This is a genomic window from Niabella ginsenosidivorans (assembly GCF_001654455.1).
GTDB lineage: Bacteria > Bacteroidota > Bacteroidia > Chitinophagales > Chitinophagaceae > Niabella > Niabella ginsenosidivorans.
Genome location: NZ_CP015772.1, coordinates 2,199,311 through 2,222,166, shown reverse-complemented (window position 1 = coordinate 2,222,166; position 22,856 = coordinate 2,199,311). Strand labels below are relative to the sequence as shown.

The following is a 22,856-nucleotide window of genomic DNA, read 5'->3' as shown; positions in this document are numbered from 1 at the left end:
GTCAGGCTATTGAGTGCCACCCGGCACGGTGCATATCAGCTTGGAAAACGGAACAATTCATTTTACGAATGCCTGCCGGCCTGTGCAAGATCGTCACCTGCTACTCTGAACGTATAACATCAGTGCAAAAGGCAGCCAAAGTACAGGAAATAACGGTTCTATTTTTTAGAGTACCCCTTTTCCTCAAGTAATCTTACAGCATATTCATACACTGCATCCAGCATTTGCGGTACCCCTCTTTTATCAAACAGGCTGTAGCGCGTCATGTTGGGAGGGTTAAAGAAGATGTCGCAGGCGCGCCCTTTTTTGTCTACGGTGCTGCCGATGGCCAAATGGATCACCCGGTCAAAAACCTTACGGGCACTGATCTTGTGCATATCATCATAAATAATGGAATTGACATGCGAGCCGATCAGGAAATCGCACTTATTATATATGAGCTCAATGGGCAGGTTATTAAGAATGCCCCCGTCCATATACACCTTATCACCGATCCTTACCGGGGGAAAAACGTAGGGAATACTGGAAGAAGCCAGCAATGCCTGCGACAATCTGCCTCCTGAAAAATATTCCAGTCGTCCGTTCGTGATTTCAGTGGCGGCAACATACAGGGGAATCTTAAGGGTTTTAAAATCGTCTTCCTGAAAATATTCCCGGAATAATTTTGATAAAAAAACAGGGTTAAAAATGCCCGTGGTTCCCAACCGGAAAGAGGAGCGGGAAAAAAAAGTGGTACGCTCTACGATCTCCCGCATCCTATCCGGCGAATAGCCGGCAGAATAAAAGGCCCCTATAATGGCCCCGGCACTTGTTCCGGACATTACCTGCGGTTTAAGGCCAAATGTTTCCAGTGCTTTTATAATGGAAATATGCGCCACGCCCCGCATACCCCCGCCGGATAAGGTCAGCCCGATCACCGGTTGTTTTTTCTTAAAGGAGAACCAACTCATAGTTCAATGATAAATTTCTGATCTGATGAATACAAAGCCTGCCATTGTTATTGTGCTGAAAGAACGGCCGGTTACACTTCTGGTATTCACTGTTTATAAGGTATTCAAAACGGTTATTTTTCAAACAATGCAAAGCTGCCGCCGGTCCAGGTTTTATCTTTATTAAAACGTACGCCGATCATTTTTCCCTTGCTCAGCCTTGCCAGGTTGTTTACGGGCCGGGGTCTTGGCGCGTCTTCCTCCCAGAAATAAAAAATACGTATTTCCGCTTTTGCAGGCTCGTCCGGTGTTTTTATGACCGGGGCATAATTTACTTTTTTTTGCAGGATCCAGTTCTCCGGGTCTTTTATGTTTTGGATGTCCTGCGGGGTCACGTCTATAACCACACCCTGTCCGGCAAAAGAAAACAGGGGTTTTAAAACATACTGCTCCAAATCTTCGGGAACCGTTTTTATCTCATTGAGGTACCTTGTTTCCGGTATGTTTTTATGCCGGATCAGCGGCAGGGTAAATTTACTGATCCTGTAAAACCAGGCGGGATGCGTTACCCATGCCACATCCAGGTCTTCAAAAAGGAGCCTGGCCTTTTCCTGAACGGTTGTTTCCTGCTGCTGCAGCTCATCAAAAATAAGACGGTTATAGATCCTTTTGACCAGGGTTTCCTTTCCATTATTCAGGTAGTAGAGCCGGTTGCCTTTTTTGATCAGCTCCGTAACACAGACCATTTTTATACCCAGCAGATCTTCCGTGCAATAGAAATCAATACTGGTCTTTTGCCGTTGGGGAAAGAGCTCCAGCAGGATCACGTTTTCCGGCTGTTCATTTTTCAGGATAATGCTTTTAAGTGCAGAAAGGTAGCCCTCCCGGTTAAGCCCCCCCAGGTAGCTGGAATAATTTTCGGGAATATCATAATAGCTGCTGTAAACATCATCCAGGAATACTTCGTAAGCAAAGAGGGAGGGGAAGCCCTGCATTTCTATCAGCTGCGGTTCCAGTGCACCATCAGCATTTTCGCAAATGCCAAAATCAAAGGCAATAAAATGCGGATGCCCGTTTTCATTGGGCACCTGGTAGTTCCTGGGTATGGCCCGGTCCGTCTTTTCCTTAAAGCCCGGCTGTAGAATAATATCTATAATATTTTCACAAGCATCAAACAATTGCCTGGAAAAACCCTTTGGCACAAAAACAGGTGTTTCTGCAACGCGAAATTGTAACGGAACATATTTTTTATTAAGGTCATGTAAAAAACGGTCAAACTGCTCCTGCGTAAAAGCAGCGTTATAGGCATCTCTTAGTACCGGAACCATACAAATGAATTTACTGTAACAAGATACGGTATTGCAGGAATTTGTCAAAGCTCCGGTCTTATATTTTTCAGCAGCAGGAACTAATCAATTTATTTTATCTTGCATGCATGAAGCACTTAAGCGCCTTGGGTAAATATTTCTGGAAGTACAGGGTTCGATTGGGCACGGGCATCTTCTTTGTGGCGCTGTCAAATTATTTCAATGTGTTGTCTCCGCAGTTAATGAAGTTCATTATTAACTATGTAGACCGTTCCTTATCCTTAACCGGAGCACCCCATGCCGCCGGATTAAAAGGCTATGATATCCTTGTGCGGAAGTTCATCAGTTTTATAACCCGATACAGCAGTATTGCAAAAGTAGTGCTGGTTGCCAGTATCATTATATTATTACTTGCCTTACTGAGAGGTTTTTTTATGTTCCTGATGCGGCAGACCATTATTGTAATGAGCCGCCATATAGAGTATGACCAGAAAAATGAGGTGTACACGCAATACCAGCAACTGGATAACCGTTTTTTCAAGAGCCATACCACGGGAGACCTGATGAACCGTATTGCCGAAGATGTAAGCCGCGTGCGCATTTTTACGGGGCCGGCCATTATGTATATTGTAAACCTGCTGACCACTATTTTGTTTTGTGTGTTCTTTATGGTGCAGAGCAGTGTAGAGCTGACGATCTATGTAATGATCCCCCTGCCCATACTGGCCGTTATCATTTATTTTGTAAACAGTAATATTCATAAAAAAAGCGAGCAGATCCAGGCGGCGCTGTCCGACCTGACCACCAACGCGCAGGAATCCTACTCCGGCATCCGCGTAATTAAATCCTTTAACCAGGAAAATGCCATGTACCGTTTCTTTACTGATAACAGCGAAACTTACCGTAAAAATGCCATTGCCCTGGCAAGGGTAGAGGCCGTTTATTTCCCTTCAATACAGTTACTGATCGGAATCAGTACCCTGTTTACGATAATGATCGGTGGTTTGTATTATATTCATCACCAGCATGGAATTACCCTGGGTACAATTGTTGAGTTCATTGTTTATGTAAATATGCTTACATTCCCTGTAAGCGCCATTGGCCTTACAGCCAGTATGGTACAGCGCGCTGCTGCTTCTCAGAAAAGGCTGAACGAATTCCTGGACATTGTTCCGGAAGTAAAAAATGAGCCAGGTGCCGCTCCGGTTGCGCTGGAAGGAAAGATCGACTTTGACAATGTCAACTTCACGTTCCCGGATACAGGCATCAGGGCCATCCGGGCATTTGACCTGCACATCCGGAAGGGAGAAAAAATTGCCGTTACCGGAAGAACAGGCAGCGGTAAAACAACGCTGGCACAACTGCTGCTGCGGATGTATGATGCAGACAGCGGGATGATCCGGCTGGACAATAAGAATATAAAAGAGATCGATCTGTCTTCCTTACGGGAGCAGATCAGCTATGTACCACAGGATGTCTTTTTATTCAGTGATACGGTAGAAAACAATATCCGTTTCGGGAAACCGGATGCCGGCAGAGAAGAAGTGGTGGCTGCCGCAACCATTGCCGGGGTAGCTAAAGAGATTGAAGGCTTTGCCAACGGGTATGAAACAATGATCGGGGAGCGGGGCGTAACGCTGAGCGGCGGTCAGAAACAGCGGATCTCGATCGCGCGGGCACTGATCAAACAATCGGCCATTATCATTTTTGACGATTGCCTGAGCGCCGTGGATGCCAAAACGGAACAGGAGATCATGGGAAGGCTGAACGCATACCTGAACGATAAGACTTCCATTATTATTACTCACCGGGTATTTTCGCTGCTGAGTTTTGACCGGATTCTTGTACTGGATGAAGGGAAAATTGTAGAACAGGGATCGCATGAGGAGCTGATGAAAATACCGGATGGGTTTTACGCACGGTTGTACCACCGGCAGCAATCCGGGACAGAGGATGAAAATGAAGCAGAAAAATAATGGGTTTGCAGCCTCAGACTGAAAGAATTATAAAATCTGAAAATTGTTTAAAAAAAATTGCTAAAACTTCCCTATATTTAGTTTTTATTAAAAACATACATATATTTGTTTGTATAAAAAACTTTTGACTTACTAAAAAAGAAACACGTGGAGAACGAGCATAACGATCGAAAACTGGAGAGTATTTATAGCAAAAGACTCCGTGCAGGAAAAAGAAGAACTTATTTTTTTGACGTAAGGTCTACAAAGGGAAATGATTATTATCTGACCATAACGGAGAGCCGTAAACGTTTTGACGATAATGGTTATGACCGGCATAAAGTTTTCCTTTACAAAGAGGACTTTAATAAGTTCATTAAAGCGCTGAATGAGGCCATTGATTTTGTAAAAACGGACTTAATGCCTGATTTTAATTTTGATGCTTTTAATCATGAGGATTATGATGAAGAGGCGCATGAGGGAACACCGGCTCCATCTGCTGCTGCGCCGGCACCAGTTGCTGAACCGCAGAAAATTGAAGAAGCGCCGGATAATGATGAAAAAGTAATAGAGAACCCGGATCCCAAAACATCAGAGAACGATGCTTCTTCCCAGGGACATGAGGAAGTGGAAAAATGGTAAATCTTATTTCAGAATATTTAAAAATGCTTTCTGCCGGAAGCATTTTTTTTATGGGATGCCGGAAGCGTTTTGTGATCCAGTAGCGGGTTAGTAACAATGATGGGTTTTGCTTTTACTACGTTATTATCTTCCTCCAGCTCTATTTCCCCGATAATGATGCTTTGAGGGCAGATAATGGAAAGCTGCTGCTGGTTGAGCAGTTGCATTGAATCAGCGGCAATAATAAATCTGCGCAGGCTGCGCAGATTAAAGTTGGTGAATTTGACGCCGGTTATCAGCTGCTCTTTTAAGGTAGCAGTGTCGATCCGGTACAGAAAGGCGGGTTGTCCGTAATCGAAATCTGTACCCCGCACAATATAGGCATAAGGCAAACCTTCTTCTTTTGCGGCTTTTATCAGCTCTTCTTTCATATGGTACCAAGGAGCCGTTGTATGTGCCGTTAGCCGCAGCACACCCGCATTACAGCCTCTTTCTGTAAAGGCAAACCCTTGTGAAACCGGGAACTTCCGGGTTGGCGTCCGGCCATTTAATAAACCTTTCAGAACGCCGTTTTTTATCAGTACCAGAGAATCCGGCGGGGCCACACCGTCGTAGTCAATATCAAATGCCCCGGTAGTATTAAGTGCCCCGTAGCTCTTTAGGTGAGGCAACGCCGTAAGACTAAGATCAGTGGCTATAAGTTTTTGCCCGATCTTATCCTCATAAAAGGTTTCATTATTGTCGGGATATAGGATCGACTTGCGGTTGACGCTAAGGCCGAACCGGAAAAAACTGCTGACCAGGCTGGCTGCAGACCTGCCTTCAAATAATACAGGGCCCAGGTAAGCACCTTCAAATTTTGAGGCAGTATCCCGTTCCGCCAGCCGGCTGATGATATGAAGCACTTTATCTTTCAACTGATCATAGGCGGGCAACTCATTGGGGGTAGTTACAAAATCATTATAAAGCTCATAGATATTATTCCCTTCATCTCCGGGCATTGCTGCGGACAGGGTAAGGATGGCCCGGGAAACCGGTTTACGGATCAGGGTTCCTTCGCTGGACACCAGGCACTCCTCTGTATTATTGACGGAAAGGTCACAGGAGGCTGTGGTAATTTTAGGATAAGGAATGAATAAGGCAGAAAGCTGCTGCAGCAGGCGTTTCCAATGCTCCGCATCTGCCTGAGAGAATTCCTGCAAACCTCCGTAGTCTTTGACAACGGGCGTTATTTTAGAAAGATCGTCCAGGGCCAGCTCTTTCGGATCCACAGCTACTCTTTGCAGGGCAGCCATCGCCGCATTGTATTGCCGGGAAACTGTTTTGTAAACGCGGTCTGTTTCCAGCCATAATAACCGCCTGAACTCATCTGCATTGTTTTCAGCAGGCAGGGGCACAAAAGAACCTTCAGCAAACAGGTAGTCAAAATTCCGGTGGTAATTGCCTACCAGCAACTTAACAGCAGCGTATCTGGAGGTGTCAGGCGCCAGCCAGGGTGTGGTGATTACCCCTCTTTCCGCCTGTATATTCCATGAGACCGTGTTCCGTAAACGATAGCTGATGAAAAAGGGCTTTCCCAGATCGGGCAGGTTCAGCTTCCGGATATTTCTGTCCAGCTCCTGTGATAAGACCTTTATATAAAAATAATCCCTGATCTCCTGCGCCTTTACGGGGGAGATCATTGAAAAAAAGCAAAAGGATAAAAGTAATTTTTGGAACATCGTTTTCGGAATTGAGCAAATCATCGGGCAGGTTCTTTATCAAGGTCCGGCCTGGGAAGCACGGGCAGTCTGTCTGTGGACTTATTTTTTTTCTGCGTTTCAATAGCATCCACAAATATGGCAGGAGACGATGCGGAAACAGGCACCCATCCGGAGTTTGAGCCACACATTCCGTTAAAGGTCTGCCGGGTATTGCCGGCAGCTATAATCCTCCGGAACATGGACAGGGGCGTTCCGATGAGGTCAACCCCCCGTACCAGCTGATCCGGTCTGCCATCTGTGAACACCTTATACACTTCAATGGGCATTACATTGAATGCATTGGGCGTGGTACGGCCAATGTTGGTAAAACCGCCCTGCACATCCTCAAAATAATAACCATATTCACGGCCCTGCTTTTTTGCTTCGTCGCGTAAAAGCTGTTTTAATGCATCGGGCGACCGGGTAATACCGGCACTTACAATGAGGTTGCTTTGCCGGCTTTCAGGAATGCCTCCTGCAGCAGTACGGGCATGCCCGTTCGATCCGCTGACCCCGTTAATGGGAGTACGGGTCATTAAAAATGTTTTTAAAATCCCGTCCTGCACCACATTGGTCTTTTGTGCCTGCACACCTTCGTCATCATATCGGTAAAAGCCGTCTACTTGCGTATTGTCCAGCTTTTTTATTGTAGGATCCATGGTAATGCTAAGGAAGGAGGGCAACACCTGGGTGCCGATCTTGTTTTTGAAGGTTTGTCCGTCCTGGTCGCTTTTCATTCTTTTGCCTTCCAGCCGGTGACCAAAGATTTCATGAAAAAAAACACCGGCAGCCCTTCCGGAAAGGATGGCAGGGCCAACATAAGGGTCTGCTATGGGCGCTGAGCGGAGCGCTGTAAGTTTTGCGCTCATGGTGTGAACGTCTTTTAACACACTGTCGGGGGAGGGCAATCCTTCCGGGTTCCAGGCAAAATACATCCGGAACAGGGGCAGTTCCATACCATCCTGCGCTTTTGTATAGCTGTAGACAGATTGCCAGGTGCTGGTTCCGTTTTCAATGATCGCCGAGCCCTTGGTATCTGTAAAATATTTGCGCGTTATTTTAAATTCAAGCATTGCTATGCCTGCCAGGAGGTCCGGGTTGGATTTCAATGCAGCGGAATACGCTGCCAGGTTCCCTGTAAGCATATGCATGTCGGGACGCAGTCGGTCATAATCCACGGGAGGATCATAGTATACAGATTTATTTGCCGGGGAAAAATCTGCTGCAGTATCTTCTTCTGCAACATTCACTTTTTTACTGGTAAGAATCTGCTCATATGCCTGTGCCGAACTCTTGTAACTATTATCCGTGCTTTTCCAGATAGCCAGCGTAAGCAGGTCTCCGTTATCAGTTACGGGAAGTGCCGCTGCAGTCTGGCCAAAGCTGATGTTATGCGTGTTGTCCAGTTGGTAACTTCCCAAACGGACGGAAGGGGTAAATATGCGGTAATGAGCTGAGTCAATACCGGATACAGCGCCAAACGAAGTACGGATGTTGTATACCAGAATATCCTCAACACGGTAGCTCATATAATACAACCGGCTATCGGCAGCCTTCAACTGTTTAAATTCCCGGTTCAGCTCTTTGGTGAGCACATTCATCAGCAGATCCTGCCCTGATACGGATGGTGAAAAAAAGGTTAGGCAACTCAACGTGATCCATAATCGCAGACATCTGGTCATAAAATGTGTATACAGTTACTGCTTGATAAAAGAATAAAATATTTTCTGAAAGATACTATTATTTATAAAGAATATTGTTTTTCAGAAGGTAAAGAATATAGAATATTTCCAAACATGCAGGGGGCAGCTCTAATCTTATAATAATAAAACAGTAACGGATCGCTGATCAATAAACCAGGGGCTGTATCAAAAGTTCACTGTTGTCTTGCTGAATTTATTTCAGCATCTGATAATGAGATATGGTTCTCAATAGATTCTGAACCAAGTTCAGAACTCTGAGATGACTTTTAATACAGCCTCAATTCCTCAATGGCTACTTTGCCTGATGTATGGCAGGCCCTGTACCGGAGCAGGGCCGGCTTGTTTTTTAAGCTCGTATTAAAATTTTATGGTATTCAAATGCCGGTCTGCCAGGATGCCGTCAATGGGCTCCGGGCTGAAATGAAGCTGCCGCCTGGCTCTGAATTTTATAATAAACAGATCTCCGCTGCCTTCCAGAACCGGCCTGTTGCCAATGTTTATAAAAGCAGGGTATAAGGCCTTTACTCCGTTACTGTGCAAACGGTCATTGGTCATATTTTCCATTTCCTGCATGTTCAAAGGAGTAATGCCAATATATTCCATATCCTGCGGGTTATAAGGCAATGCAAAGCTGAGCGCATTTACTGATCTCAGTCCAATGCCTTTTACCAGTACTTCAATTGTTGCGCCCTGAGCATATACTGTTTTTGCAGTGCTGATCTCCAGCCGGCCGCTGAGGCTGTCTGCTGTACTTACATCGGCACCGCCTTCAAGCCGGGTAGCCACATTGGAAATGTCATAAGCATCGATCAGCCCATTTTTGTTCACATCGCCATTGCTTACGTATCCTTCAAAGTCGCCATCGCCCTTTCTTAAGCCGGTATAATTCATATAGGAGGTGAGGTCGTTGTTGTCAATGATATGATCGTTATTGATATCACCGGGAATATAACTTTCCGATCCCGGTACTTTAAATACGTACAGTTCGCGGCCGGAGCCATAATCTCCCACAGCTTCAGTCACTGCTATTCTGAGATAGCGTGCGGTCGGGTGATTGCTGAACGGGAACACTTTGATATCGCTGTTCTTTGCCCATTCAAAGGTTCCTGCTGCAGTCCAGGTGATTTTATCCATGCTATAATAAATGGCACCTTTCAGGAAGATCCCATTTCCCCTGGTGCGGGACAGGTACTGGATCTTATCCAGCTGGTTTACGGATCGCAGATCCATAACAATATCAAACGGAACGGCCTTTGCCCCCCATTTGGTATGCCACATCGATTGTTCGTCAAAATCAAAGAGCCGGGAAAGCTCATTCCCTTCCTGGTCTGGCACTGAACTTGTTCCCAGTATATCTTTGATGGCGAATTGCAGCGGGTTGGCTTTGGTTGCTGCTGAAAATGTTGTCCAGTCTGAGCTGCCCGAGCTGTTTACAGCGCGCAATTTAAACTGATAAGAAGTTGCCGCGGAAAGCCCGTCAAACAATAAGCTGGTGTCCTTAATGGTAGTATAGAGCTCCCCGTTAAAACTGATCTCATAATAGTCTGCACCGGGCACCCTGTTCCAGGAAGGCATTAACGTATAAGCTGCCCGGTTGGAATCTGCTACCTGCGCACCGGCCGGGGCAGTTAACGGTCCGGCTGATCTTAAGTATTTGTTGCCGGGGGCAAAACGGTAGCCTTTTATGGTCAGGCTTAATGGATGGGCAGTGATATCAGCAGCAGCTACTTTGATCAGCAACTGCGGGTTTTTGGTAATTACTACCTCTTCAAACGGGCTTCCTTTTGTTGCAAACCGGTTCAGGTCTGGGGCCGCGTCATAGTAGTATATGTTTTCCTTTTGTAAAAAAGCTTCTTTTGTTTTTACTTCTGTTAGTTTTATATTACTGCTGCCGCGGCGAACGAAAATACCCGCCGGCCTTTGGGTCATATTGACCCTGAACTCGGTCGATTTATTTTTTACAAAACCATCAAAGTCACCCCGGGCAGGATAAATGGTCATTGTAGCAGTTGTATTCACCAGTTGCGATTCGATTTTTGTGGTAACACTTCTGCCGGTTTTATAAGCTTCTGTAGTGCCGTCATCATCGTATTCCGTAAAGGAGCTTTTACCGCCAGGGTACCATTCATAAATGCGTTTATTTTTGTTGATTTCTGAAACATGATTATTGGGGTTGGTCATGGGCAGGATGGCCCCGCTTTTTACAAAAAGCGGCAGCTTCCATACAGGCGCATCAAAATTGTTAATGATGCGGCCGCCGTCATATTTTTCGCCACTGAAATAATCGATCCAGGTGCCTTTGGGCAGATAGATGCCGTCGCGGATATCATTGCCTTTTGCATCCGGCCTGGTGGCTTTATAAACCGGGGCTACCAGAAAATAGGGGCCATACAGGTATTGATACTGCGTGCCGGTTCCTAAAGTATAGGCATCAGGCGCCTCAAGAAACAGGGCGCGGATCATGGGCAAGCCGTTTACGGCCTCGCGGGCAATGCTGTAAGTGTAGGGGATCAGCTCGGATTTTAATTTTAAATAGGTACGGTTGATGGAGGTGGTGGGCTCGCCCAGTGCATACGGATATTTTTCAGTAGCGCCCCAGCCATCCATATTCAGTTGCATGGGCGTAAAGGCCTTCCATTCAAAATCACGGGCATTAACTGCGGGGTTCTTACCGCCAAAGATACCGTCCATGTCAGAGGTAATATTCGGCTGACCGGACAGCCCTGATCCCAGGTAGGTAGGAATATGAAAACGGATGTATTCCCATACGCCGCCGGTCTGGTCGCCGCTCCAGACAGCAGCATAGCGCTGCGTTCCGGCCCATCCGTCTAATGAAATAATGAAGGGTCTGGCGTTCTGTCCGTACCGGGGCATGATCCGGCCCACATCGGCCACACCATTTAATCCAAAGGAATAACCGGGCCCTACCCAGGCTACATCTGTTTTTAATACGCGCACCCCGGCCACGCCTACTTCTTTAATAATATCCCGCTGCAATAAAGCGGGGATGCTGTCTTTGGGGTGCAGGTCTGATTGGGTCCAGAGCCCGATCTGCACGCCATGACTGCGTGCATAATCGCCAAAGGACTTCAGGTTCTGAATGTTGCTGTCCAAAGTGCCTGTTTGTCCATAGCCCGCGCCATATCCATCGTTCGGGAGGATCCAGCCCAGGGGCAGATCATGCGCTTTATAGCGGTCAATCACTGCACGGGCAGAAAAGGGATAGTTGTTCTTTTCCCCGTTCAGGGATTCTTTAATGCCGCCATTGTTCTTCTGGCTTTCCTTATACCGTTTACCGTCTTCAAAAAGGATTCCGGCAGTGTCCTGCTTCCAGTAATCGCGGTTGTAGGCATTCAGATGCCCTTCATAGAAACCGAATTTGGGAAGTAATACAGGGTTGCCTGTCAATTGGTAAAAATCATTCAGTAATGCTGCCGGTTCTTTGTCAATCATAAAAAACACATCCAGATAAGGTGCTTCATGTGTCAGTTGCACCACTCCTTTTTCCCTGGCTCCAAAATCGTATTTTCCTTTTTTGAACGTGTACCACATAAAGCCATAGCCATTGGTCGACCAGTAAAAGGGGGTAGGAGAGGCCACACCGCCATCTGTCCAGCTATTCTGGTTTTCAATGGCAATGCTTTTTCCTTTGTGCGAAAAGCGGCCGTTTTGCACACCACCGCCATAAAAATATTCATTGGCATCTTCTTTCAGCTTCAGGGATACGCTTCTTTTTTCAAAACGGGCGGGAGCAACAAATGTGGTTACTGTTTTATGGATGCGTTTGTCTGTAATGCTTATTTGGGCTGAAGATTTGTCCAGCTGTACAGCAATGCTGCCTGTGGCAACGGTAATACTGCTGGCCGTATGGCTGATACTGATCACGGATACCGGTTTCCGGGGATCGTCTGTAAGGATCTTTGCCGGGGGAGCAGCTTCCGGGTCCCGGAGGCTGCCGCCGGAAGGATCCCGGAAAAGCCGGAAAATGTTGTCGCCATAAAAATCAAGCAGCATGTATTGCTGGTTGGAGCAGTGCACTTTTACGGTTGTGGCATTGATCTTTTCAGCGCTTAGAACATGCACGGTATCTGCATTGCGTTGAACAGACGCTGTTCTTTTCTGATCAGCCTGCCCCAGGGCGGCCAATGAAAATGTTACTGTAAAAAATACTAGGAAAACTGTAGTCTTTGATAACGCTGCCTGTAAATACCTGCTCATTACTTATTGAAATTTTCTGAATAAAAAAATCCGGGTAAAAGTAACGAAGAATTAAAGGCGGATACCTGTTTATGGAAACGATTGCGCAAGCGGCTGTTTTTCCGGCAGGCTATCTGTTCCTGTTCTTTTTTAAAAGGGCATAGCAACTGTACAGGAATATGATCCATACCGGCATCAGTTCCACAGGAGCCCTTTCACCGGTAAGCCACATTATTATTAAAACGCCCAGAAGAAAGACCAGGCAGCTGTAATTGCTGAGAGGGTAGAGCAGGGAAGGGAATTTTGTTGGTTCCCCTCTGTGCGCCTGCCGGAATTTTATATGGGTAAAACTGATCATTACCCAGTTAATGATCAGCGATGAAACCACTAATGACATCAGCACTTTCAGTGCCTGCTCCGGAATGACCTTGTTAATAATGATACAGATGGCTGCAAACAGGGCCGATACCATAATGGCCATAACCGGTACGTGGTTCCGGTTGAGCTTTGAAAGGAATTTTGGCGCGTTGCCCTGGTCTGCCAGCCCGTACAGCATACGGCTGTTGCTGTAAACGCTGCTGTTATAAACGGAGAGCGCCGCCGTTAATACAATTATGTTCAGGGCGTTTGCAATAATCCTGGTAACATAAATGGTATGCCCCATGAGGCTGAACCGGAAAGCTTTTAGCCGGTCAAATACCATAACGAAGGGACTGCTTTTTCCTGTAATGTTCTCCCAGGGTGATAATGCGAATAAGATCACCAGGGCGCCCACGTAAAAGATCAGTACCCGGTAAATGACCTGATTGGTGGCTTTGGGAATATTTTTTTCAGGGTTTTCTGCCTCGGCAGCTGTGATGCCTACCAGCTCCAGGCCACCGAATGAAAACATGATCGTGGCCATTGCTGCCAATAGCCCCTGGTAGCTTCCGTTACCATCGGACCGGAACCAGCCTTTTGGAAAGAACCCGCCGTTCTGCCAGAGATTGGTGATGGTAGCCTGCGGGCCACCCGTTCCGCTTACAAGCAGGTAAGTGCCAAACAGGATCATTGCAATTATGGCAATAACCTTTATAATGGAAAACCAGAATTCTGCTTCGCCATACACTTTTACAGACGTCAGGTTCAGCGCGTTGATGGCTATGAAAAAGAACAGGCTGGAAGCCCATAGCGGGATCTCCGGCCACCAGAACTGAACGTATACTCCTATAGCGGTGAGCTCAGACATGCTTACCAGTATATACAACATCCAGTAATTCCAGCCCGAGGCAAAGCCTGCAAAAGGCCCCCAGTATTTATAGGCAAAATGACTGAAGCTTCCGGAAACGGGCTCCTGCACTACCATTTCTCCCAGTTGCCTCATAATAAAAAAGGCGATCATCCCTGCAAGGGCATAGCCCAGGATTACGGAGGGCCCTGCCAGAACTGCTGCCGGCCCGATGCCCAGGAACAAACCGGTGCCAATGGCGCCTCCCAATGCTATGAGTTGTATGTGGCGGTTCTGCAGGCCTCTCTTTAACCCGTTTGTATCACTCTTTTCCAATAGCAGTTATTTTATGCCTCTTAAAAATTGCCCGGTTCATTCTTCTTTTAAAAGTTAAAAATAAGGGTTATGAACAAAGCAAAAAATAATGCTTACCCCATCCAGTTGCCGGTTATTATTTTTTGTACAATCACACCTGTCAGGATAGCGATGCCAAAACTTAATAAGGTACCGATGAGGATATACTCTGTAAGTTTACGGTCCTGACCGATTTTCAGATCACTGAAACGGAAAACAGATTTGGCTGTGACCAGAAAACCAATAGCGGTCCATTGCCCCTGCAGTATGAAGATCAGTACCAGTGTGCGTTCCAGATAACCGATCATCATACCGGCGTGCTGTAAGGATTTGGTTTCGATCACATCCGTTCTTATTTCTGTTGCAGGCGCCCATTTTGAAAGCACTGTTTTTATAATAACGGATGCGGGAGTGGTGAGGAAAACAAATCCTGTAGCAATGACCAGTATTTTGTTCCAGGCTGCTGCAGACAGCTCCAGCGATGGATGCGTTGTATAATATACGGCTCCTGCAAGTACTGCCAGGTGCAGTACCTGGTCTGTGATAAAAAGCAGCCGCCTGTTCTTTTCATTCTGCAATTGCAGCTTTAGCAGGTCAATCAGCAAATGGCTGACTGCTATTACCGCGGCTAAGGGCAGGTAATGGATATCAGCCGTTATCAGCAGGATCAACCCAAAATGGATCAGTGCATGCAGGTACAGCTTGGCGCTTTTGTATTTGCGGTGCTCTTTTTCTGTTACCCATTGTGTGGGCTGCAATACAAAATCACCTAAAAGGTGCGCAAGCAATAGCTGGATAAATAAGATCATGTGTTGAGGGCTTTTACTGTATTTTTATAATAGGTGTTAAAATCCATCAGCAGGTCAAACTGGGCCCGTTTACGGCTCTGGCTTACGGCAGATTGGTTGATCTTTAGCTGATCTGCGATCTGTTGTTGGTTCAGCTCCGGTTTTTCCATAAATAACTGTACTATTTCTGCAGCAGCAACGCTCCAGTTGTCGGTTATTAAAGAGGCAAAACGGGCCATCAGGTTCAGCGTGGTATCTGCTTGCGCATCCCCTGTTGCAAATGCCAGGTTTATTTTATCTTCTTTCAGGTGGTCAAACTGCCTCCCGGAGCGTACAAAAGCTGTTCCGTTTGATTCGGTTATTTTACCGGCCTCATAATCGACGGTGCCAAGGCCGATGCTAAGGCGTACATCCAGCTCCGGCTTTTGTTTGACCATGCTTTTTAAAAGCAGGCATTTAAACAATGCATCCTGCGGCGGCAGTTTTAACTGGAAGGCATCGCCCCGGTATATCTCCCAGTCTGCCGGGGTGCTACCCTGCTTTTTCAAAAAGCGTTTTAATACGGGCATCCATTCCTGCGGGTCCGTGGTTTCCGAGCGGATTATGTCTCCTGTAATGATAGCGATCATATTCCAAATATAAGCAAAAAGACTTATAATTAAAATTATTAGTAAAATAACTTATAATTAAAATTATTAGCAAAATAGCTTATGATGCAGATTGAAGCCCTGCCGGCAGTGTAACCGGGGCAGACGGTACTATTCAGGCGTTGCTATTTCCAGCTCTTTCAGCTTTGCATACACTGCGTCGGTCAACACATTCTTGGTAGTGCTGGCATTGGAAAGATCGCTCCAGAAAAAGATTTTTAATACAGACCATTTGGCACTGATCGGGCTTAGATAAATTGCCGGCATTTTGCGGTGAGAAACGTTTTCGTTGGCCAGCAGCACCTCCTTAACAGCGCCGGACAGGGTTTCTGCATCAAGGGGTTTTGAAATGATAATGGAAATAGAGGAGCGGATAATATTGTTGCTGAGTGTCCAGTTGATGATATTGTGCGAAAGGATATCGCCATTGGGAATAATAATATCCGCACCATCATCGCTGACCAGGGTGCTGGTGCGGATGCCGATCTCTTTTACCTTTCCTTTGCGGTTGCTGAGCTCCACTACATCGCCCACGCGGATGGTTCTGTCAAAAATCAGTATGATACCGGAGATAAAATTATTGACGATGCTTTGTAACCCCAGGCCGATGCCCACACTCAATGCGCCGATGATCACAGTGATTTTATCAATAGGTAAGCCTGATGCGGCCACTGCAAGGAAGAAACCGGTGATCAGCAGGATCAGCCTTGTAATTAAAAGCCGGGAGTGCTGTGCATTGGCATGCTCAATGGCATCTTCGCCGGTTTCCCCAAAAAAGTAGGCGATGTATTTCTGAAGAAAATTGGCCAGCCAGATGATGCCCACACATAAAAGGAGCCCTCCGAAAGTGATTGAAAAGCCACCCAGTTTTCTGGGCTTGGAAAGGAAGGCAGCCAGAGAGTCGGTTATGGAATTGAACAGGTCAAGATTAGTAGCCAGCAATGCCAGCCATAAAACCAACGCTATAAGCGATAATACTTTTGCAATATCCCTGGAAATATCTTCCCATTCAAAATGATCCGAATATCCTTTCTGAACACGGCAGTTTTTAATATGTACCAGAAAGGCTTCCCGCAGGCCGTTAGCTATTACCGTAAGCCCCACTGCATGCAATAAAGTATAAGGCGCTGTAGTATAGAACAACTGGGTCAGCGTGCCCCTGCCCAGAATGTTTGCTATAACCGCAGCCGCGTTCAGCATTACAAAAAGCGCAAGCGCTATATAGCATAGCCGGTAATTGCGGTAATAGGTCCTGTATCTTCTGAATGCAATGCTGCCCAACCCGATTGAACAGCTACTTGCCAGGAGGATGAACCACCTTTGCATGGAAAATGTGGCAAAGATGATACGGGACAGGGGAACGGTCAGCAATAATATTACAAAGCACAGCCAGAACTTAAAGGCCTGGTCCGGAATTTTTTTATAAAATAATTTCGACAGGCAAAGGGCCAGCAGTGTCTGCACCAGCTCAATATAAATTGCGGGAGCCTGCAGTTCAAAGGCCGGGATCAGTGTCAGCAGCAGGATGAGCGATAACCACCAGGGTCTTGCAGACAGCAGCCGGAGCGGCAGCTCATCCAGTGTAGCCAGTTTGCCAACCCTGGCCAGGCTCCTGTAGCTGTAGGCAACCCATAAAAAAAATACAAGGGAAATGAACAGCAGGGTAAGACGGTCGCTGCGGGTGTACCTGAAATAATAACCGGCGATCTGTTTCTCGTTGTTTAAAAGCTGTGCCCGGTTTGCGGCATTTCTCTTTATTGTTTTTTTAGTGCCCGATTGCCAGATATAGTCCCTGTCTTTCAGAAAAGCTCTTGCCCCAACCGATTTCAGCTGCACACCGGTTTGGTAAAGCAGCTCCTGTATAGCCAGCTCGTTTGCGGCAATATGTGCTTTCATACTACTTATGGCCGCAGTGTTCTGGGATAAAAGGCTGTCTGCCACTTTCCATTTTTTGCGTATATCGGTGATCTGCGTGGCAAATGAATCTCTTAGTGCAGCCGTTCTGAACACTTTTCTGATAAGGCTGTCCTTTCGCAGGGCCAGCAACTGCTTTTTGATGCTGATAAGTGCCGTATCATAAGTGGCAATTGTTTGCTTGTAATCTTCTTCATTTTCTGAAAGTTCATTCAGCAATGCCCTGAACATATGAAGGTTCTGCAGGTTAAAGGTGCGGGTATTAAAAGACAGGCGTTGCTTTAAAAGGCTGATGGCCGAATCATTGCCTGTCAGCGCAGTTCCTATTTCCGGAATATGGCTGAAAGAACCTGTTATCGCCGGAACCCTGTTAAGGGCTTCATAAACCTGCTGGAAGGCTTCCAGATAATCTGCACTGGATACAAGATTGGTATCCGTAAGAACAGCAGGACCCTGTACCGGCTGCTTATGATTTTGATTTGCCGGCATTTGCGCGCCGGCAACAGCAGCGGCACAGATAAACAGGAGCAACAGCAATATCCTATAGATCCCGGTAAAGGGCAGGGTTACAGAATTCATACGTATAAAGATAGGAATATGTATGTTTGAAAAGGCGGAACTATAAAACGAAGAAGGCGGATGCATATAGTTTATTTTCAGATATAGTTGGCCATCAACGGTAATCCCTAATGCCACGTCCCGCATACCCGGTACACTAATAAGCGCCAGAGACGCTGTTTATATTAATCCTGAAAGTAAGGAGCGGCAATTTATACGAAACGGATTTTTATTTCAGACCATTCTGAAGGAGCTGTTTGCATTCCTGTATAACACCGGTGTTACAGCTGTTCCGGCCAATGTTCCTGATTTTCCGGAAGGCTGCAGGCTCCGCTGCAGCTTATGCTGCCGGTATAATTTATTCGTGCCCGCCTGCCCGAAGCTACCCTGTACACATATCTTTTGCTAACAGATATAAGCGTTTCTGATTATTATACGCTGCTTTTTCTTGTTTTTCATCCGAATGTTCGGATTCCGGAACACAATTACGACTACTACAGCTAACCGGCTTTGCGGCCCGCCCGTTGAACCAACCGTTCGCCTGCCTGAACTGCCGAATGGCAGGCAGGGAAGAGCCGTTTTTAATAAGTTCGATTACTTACTTTTCTTTCTGATCCTTTTTGTTTGCCCAAAAAGGATCGCAAAAAGGGCAGCCGGTTCCGAAATTCCGGAAGGTTACAGCACAATTCCGGCAGGGCACTACTATCCGCTTTAGAATATAGTGGTGTATTCCGCCACAATTGACCAACCCGGGAGGGCGGGACGCTCGACTTTAGAATTTCTATGATTAGGCCCAGGCAGCTTTACAGCTACCCGAAGTTAGGATATTTTGCCCGTCTCCTAAAGGCTAATTACAATTACAGTTACTACACGCTCCCTGACAATATGAGAAAACAGTTGTGTGTACAGCGTAGCTGCCCGAAGGCGGGTATGCGTGGCGGAATATCTTACAGATTTATGCCTTTGCACTGATCTGTTAAGGATTTATGCGGCTAATATGCTAAATTGCCGCTTCTAAATTAAATTCAACAGCAATATGTTTCAGTTAACAGGTAAAACTGCCGTAGTTACAGGTGCAGGCAGCGGTATAGGAAGGGGTGTAGCCTTGTTATTTGCAAAGGCAGGCGCACAGGTAATTGTGGCCGACCTTAACAGGGAAGCCGGTCAGCAGACCGTTGAGGAAATAACAGCCGCCGGAGGCAAAGCGGAAGGTCTTTTTATAGATGTATCCCGGCAGGCAGAAGTCGTAAACGCCTTTAAGCAACTGGATGTGATTGATGTTTTGGTAAACAGCGCCGGGGTATCACATATTGGCCGGGCAGATACAACGTCTGAAGAAGATTTTGACAGGATCTACAGGGTCAATGTAAAGGGCGTATACAATACCTTATTTGCCGTTATTCCTTCAATGAAAGAACGTAAAAACGGCGTGATCGTGAATATGGCCTCTATTGCATCCAGTGTGGGACTGCCGGACCGGTTTGCTTATTCTATGAGCAAGGGCGCCGTGCTGGCTATGACCTTGTCCGTTGCAAAGGATTATATCAGTGATGGCATCCGTTGTAACTGTGTGTCACCGGCTCGGGTGCACACTCCTTTTGTAGACGGGTTCCTGGCAAAAAACTACCCGGGTAAGGAACAGGAAATGTTTGACAAATTATCCAGGACCCAGCCCATCGGGCGCATGGCAAAACCGGAAGAGGTTGCCGCGTTGATCCTTTACCTCTGCAGCGATGAAGCTTCTTTTATTACCGGTTGCGATTATCCGATAGATGGCGGTTTTATAAAATTAAATAACTGAGATCTTTATAGTTTTAATTGATCTAAATATTGATATAAATAGGATTAGTTTTTGATAATAAATATTAAATTATAAAATAACAACAAATAAATAACAGGTATGAAATTAATCAGGTACAGACAGGCAGGGGCTATTAAAACAGGGGTTATCATTGATGCTGTAAAATATGACACCTCCGGTTTTGGTGAAGATTATAACGAAGCTTTTTTTGAAAATAACGGGCTGGAACGGCTGCAGCAATATATAGCCGGACATAAGAACAGCCTGCAGAAAATAGGAGATGAGGTACGATTGGATGCTCCTGTGGCCCGTCCGTCAAAAATTATCTGCATCGGCCTCAATTACGCCGATCATGCAAAAGAGACCAACGCCACTGTGCCTGCGGAACCGGTTATTTTTATGAAGGCAAGTACCTCCTGGCAGGGACCTGATGATGATATCATGATCCCGCGCGGCTCCGAAAAAACAGACTGGGAGGTAGAGCTGGCCGTAGTGATCGGGAAAAAGGCAAGCTATGTGGAGGAAGCGGAAGCAATGGACTATGCTGCGGGTTATTTATTGCTGAATGATGTAAGTGAGCGGGCCTTCCAGATTGAGCGTGGGGGTACCTGGGATAAGGGAAAGGGTTGCGATACATTTTCGCCGGCGGGACCGTTTCTTGCAACAAAAGATGAAATTGCGGATGTGGATAATCTGAGGCTTTGGCTAAAAGTGAACGGAAAAATCATGCAGGATGGAACCACTGCCAACCTGATCTTTAAACTGCCATATATCATTTCCTATGTAAGCCAGTTTATGACCCTGCTTCCCGGGGATGTTATTTCTACAGGCACTCCTGCAGGTGTGGGGCTGGGCATGAGCCCCCAGGTTTATTTAAAACCGGGTGATGTTGTGGAACTGGGCATTGACGGATTGGGGAGCTCCCGGCAGCGTGTGGTTGCTTTTAACAGGCAGTAAAAGAATAACAGCACAGGAACTATTTTTGAAAGGCGCTTTTAGCGCCTTTTTTGATCCTTGGCGGATCTTTCAGCATAAAATACTTTTTTAATTAACACTGTTAATTATATTTGCAATGTAATTACTAAACGGGCGCATGAAAGAAAAAAGATCAAAATATAAAATGGATCTGAGAAGAGCGATCCAGGATGCAGCAAAGGAACTTTTTTTAAAGGAGGGTTTTGAAGCCACCTCGATCAGGAAAATTGCTGCTAAAATAGGATTCAGCCCTACAACCATTTACCTGTATTATAAAGATAAGGCAGAGATAGCCTATGAGCTCCATTCTGAAGGATTCCGGCTGCTGAATCTGAAGTTTGAGGTACTGCGGCTGATCAGGGACCCTTTTGAACGGCTGAAACTGATGGGGCGGATCTATATACAGTTCTCGCTGGATAAGCCTGACTTCTATGAGCTGATGTTTGTTTTAAAAGAGCCGATCCTGCACCTGGTAAATGACAATGAAATTGAGCATTGGGGCGAGGGGCAGGCAGCAATGGACGGTTTAAAGCAAAATATCAAAGAATGCCAGGAAGCAGGGTATTTTTCAAAAATGGACACAGCCACAACGGCCCTGGTGGTCTGGAGTACAGTGCATGGTCTCTGCTCGCTGAAATTGCATGGTCATTTAGATCATGTTTGTTCGGAAGAAGAGGGCCTACAGCAACTGGAAAACCCGATGGAAGCCATCTATGAAACATTTATACAGATGCTGGAACAGATCAAATAATTTTTTCAATTTTACTTAACACTGTAAATAATGGAAATAATTGTTATGAAAATAAAACCTGCCCTGTTTTTTATACCGCTGCTAATGGTCAGCTTTGCTTCGGCACAACAGAATCAGCTGGATAACTATATTGACAGTGCACTGGCCCATAATATAGTAATACAACAAAAAAATATCAGTCTTCAAAAAGCGGTACTTGGCTTAGCCATTGCCAAAAGCTACTATATGCCTTCCGTTGCTTTTGAGGCGGGTTACCAAACGGCTGATGGCGGACGACAGATTCAATTGCCGATCGGTGACCTGTTAAATGGGGTTTACGGAACGCTGAATCAGTTAACCGGCAGCAACCGCTTTCCGCAACTGGAAAATCAGGTGATCAACTTTTTGCCCTCGAATTTTTATGATGCAAAAATTCATGCAGTTATGCCTGTGATTGATGCTGAAATAGGTTACAGGAAAAAAATCACTGATCAGCAAATTGCATTAAGTGCACTGGATATTGCTGTTTACAAAAGAACGCTGATCCGGGATGTAAAGACCGCATATTATAACTATTTAGCGGCAACAGCTGCCATTCAGATCCATGCTCAATCGTTAGTATTGGCGGAAGAAGGAAAACGGGTGAATCAAAGCCTGCTGGATAACGGAAAAGGGTTGCCCGCTTATGTGATGCGCTCTGAAAGCGAAGTGGAGCAGGCAAAGGCACAGCTCAGCACTGCCCGGCAGCAGGCAAATAATGCAAAGATTTATTTTAATTTTTTACTGAACCGGCCGCAACAGAGCCTTATCGATTCGAACTTCAACGCAATGGAACAGTTGTCTGCTGTGATACCATTGCTGACCCGGGAGGAAGATGGAGCAAAGCGGGAAGAGCTTGTGGCTTCCAAACAACTGGTTGCGATCCATAAAACCACCGTACAGTTAAACAGGAGCGCATTCTATCCTAAACTAAACAGCTTTTTAGATGTGGGGTCTCAGTCTGAGAACTGGAAGTTTAATTCAGAATCACGCTACTACATGTTAGGGCTGCAATTAGCGGTTCCTATTTTTCTGGGCAACCGGACAAAAAATCAGGTCAGACAGGCACAACTGGATATGGATCAGGCAAAACTAAATGTAGCGCAAACTCAACAGCAACTGAGCATGGCAGCAAAAGCAGCGCAGAATAATTTACTTGCTGCCTGGGAAACATTACAGTCAACAAAAAAACAGCTTGAAGCGGCAGCGGCGTATCAACGGCTGATTGACCGCGGGTACAGGGCGGGGGTCAACACTTTTCTGGAAACCATTGATGCGCGCAACCAGTTTGCCCAGGCGCGCATTGCAGAAAACATTCAGGAATATAAAGTATTGTCGGCAGCTGCTGATTTTGAAAGAGAAGCTGCAATTGAACCATTAAAAAAATAA

General features: G+C 46.0%; 15 protein-coding genes. 6 read left to right on the top strand and 9 right to left on the bottom strand.

All coding sequences use genetic code 11. The features are described 5' to 3' along the window. Nucleotides 1-158: 158 nt before the first annotated feature. Nucleotides 159-950 (bottom strand): patatin-like phospholipase family protein, encoded by a 792-nt coding sequence (locus A8C56_RS09300; RefSeq protein WP_067754888.1) that lies wholly within the window; start codon nt 948-950, stop codon nt 159-161. A 113-nt stretch (nt 951-1,063) separates the two neighbouring features. After that, complete coding sequence (locus A8C56_RS09295; RefSeq protein WP_067754885.1) at nt 1,064-2,257, bottom strand: hypothetical protein; 1,194 nt, start codon at nt 2,255-2,257, stop codon at nt 1,064-1,066. Nucleotides 2,258-2,364: 107 nt separating this feature from the next. On the opposite strand from A8C56_RS09295, the gene A8C56_RS09290 reads away from it, so the two are divergent. Both A8C56_RS09290 and A8C56_RS09285 read left to right on the top strand, forming a co-directional pair. Then, nucleotides 2,365-4,212 carry an ABC transporter ATP-binding protein gene (locus A8C56_RS09290; RefSeq protein WP_067761820.1) on the top strand — a complete coding sequence of 616 codons (1,848 nt, stop codon included), beginning with the start codon at nt 2,365-2,367 and terminating at the stop codon, nt 4,210-4,212. A 147-nt stretch (nt 4,213-4,359) separates the two neighbouring features. Beyond that, a complete protein-coding gene (locus tag A8C56_RS09285; RefSeq protein ID WP_067754882.1) occupies nt 4,360-4,833 on the top strand; it encodes a DUF3276 family protein in 474 nt (157 codons plus the stop codon). Between the two features lie 17 nt (nt 4,834-4,850). On the opposite strand, the gene A8C56_RS09280 is transcribed toward A8C56_RS09285, so the two are convergent. The 7 genes from A8C56_RS09280 to A8C56_RS09250 all read right to left on the bottom strand — a co-directional run bounded on the left by A8C56_RS09280 (nt 4,851) and on the right by A8C56_RS09250 (nt 17,943). Continuing rightward, on the bottom strand, nt 4,851-6,494 hold the full coding sequence (locus A8C56_RS09280) for a metallopeptidase TldD-related protein (protein ID WP_067754880.1): 1,644 nt from the start codon (nt 6,492-6,494) through the stop codon (nt 4,851-4,853). A 59-nt stretch (nt 6,495-6,553) separates the two neighbouring features. Further along, a complete protein-coding gene (locus A8C56_RS09275; protein ID WP_067754878.1) occupies nt 6,554-8,236 on the bottom strand; it encodes a TldD/PmbA family protein in 1,683 nt (560 codons plus the stop codon). A 378-nt stretch (nt 8,237-8,614) separates the two neighbouring features. Further along, on the bottom strand, nt 8,615-12,475 hold the full coding sequence (locus A8C56_RS09270) for a TIM-barrel domain-containing protein (RefSeq protein WP_067754876.1): 3,861 nt from the start codon (nt 12,473-12,475) through the stop codon (nt 8,615-8,617). A gap of 109 nt (nt 12,476-12,584) precedes the next feature. Next, nucleotides 12,585-13,997 carry an amino acid permease gene (locus tag A8C56_RS09265; protein WP_067754873.1) on the bottom strand — a complete coding sequence of 471 codons (1,413 nt, stop codon included), beginning with the start codon at nt 13,995-13,997 and terminating at the stop codon, nt 12,585-12,587. Between the two features lie 92 nt (nt 13,998-14,089). Further along, the gene (locus tag A8C56_RS09260) at nt 14,090-14,824 is read right to left on the bottom strand and encodes a DUF3307 domain-containing protein (RefSeq protein WP_067754870.1); all 735 of its coding nucleotides are present in this window, start codon (nt 14,822-14,824) and stop codon (nt 14,090-14,092) included. Continuing rightward, a complete protein-coding gene (locus A8C56_RS09255) occupies nt 14,821-15,432 on the bottom strand; it encodes a SatD family protein (RefSeq protein ID WP_067754867.1) in 612 nt (203 codons plus the stop codon). The genes A8C56_RS09260 and A8C56_RS09255 overlap by 4 nt, the downstream gene beginning before the upstream one ends. A 129-nt stretch (nt 15,433-15,561) precedes the next feature. Beyond that, entirely contained in the window at nt 15,562-17,943 is a 2,382-nt protein-coding gene (locus tag A8C56_RS09250; RefSeq protein ID WP_245645817.1) for a mechanosensitive ion channel family protein, read from the bottom strand. A gap of 1,015 nt (nt 17,944-18,958) precedes the next feature. On the opposite strand from A8C56_RS09250, the gene A8C56_RS09240 reads away from it, so the two are divergent. The 4 genes from A8C56_RS09240 (at nt 18,959) to A8C56_RS09225 (ending at nt 22,856) form a co-directional block, all read left to right on the top strand. After that, nucleotides 18,959-19,723 carry an SDR family NAD(P)-dependent oxidoreductase gene (locus A8C56_RS09240; RefSeq protein WP_067754858.1) on the top strand — a complete coding sequence of 255 codons (765 nt, stop codon included), beginning with the start codon at nt 18,959-18,961 and terminating at the stop codon, nt 19,721-19,723. A 99-nt stretch (nt 19,724-19,822) separates the two neighbouring features. Further along, complete coding sequence (locus A8C56_RS09235; RefSeq protein ID WP_067754856.1) at nt 19,823-20,680, top strand: fumarylacetoacetate hydrolase family protein; 858 nt, start codon at nt 19,823-19,825, stop codon at nt 20,678-20,680. Between the two features lie 136 nt (nt 20,681-20,816). Then, entirely contained in the window at nt 20,817-21,449 is a 633-nt protein-coding gene (locus A8C56_RS09230) for a TetR/AcrR family transcriptional regulator (protein WP_067754853.1), read from the top strand. 30 nt (nt 21,450-21,479) lie between these two features. Beyond that, complete coding sequence (locus A8C56_RS09225) at nt 21,480-22,856, top strand: TolC family protein (RefSeq protein ID WP_218917271.1); 1,377 nt, start codon at nt 21,480-21,482, stop codon at nt 22,854-22,856.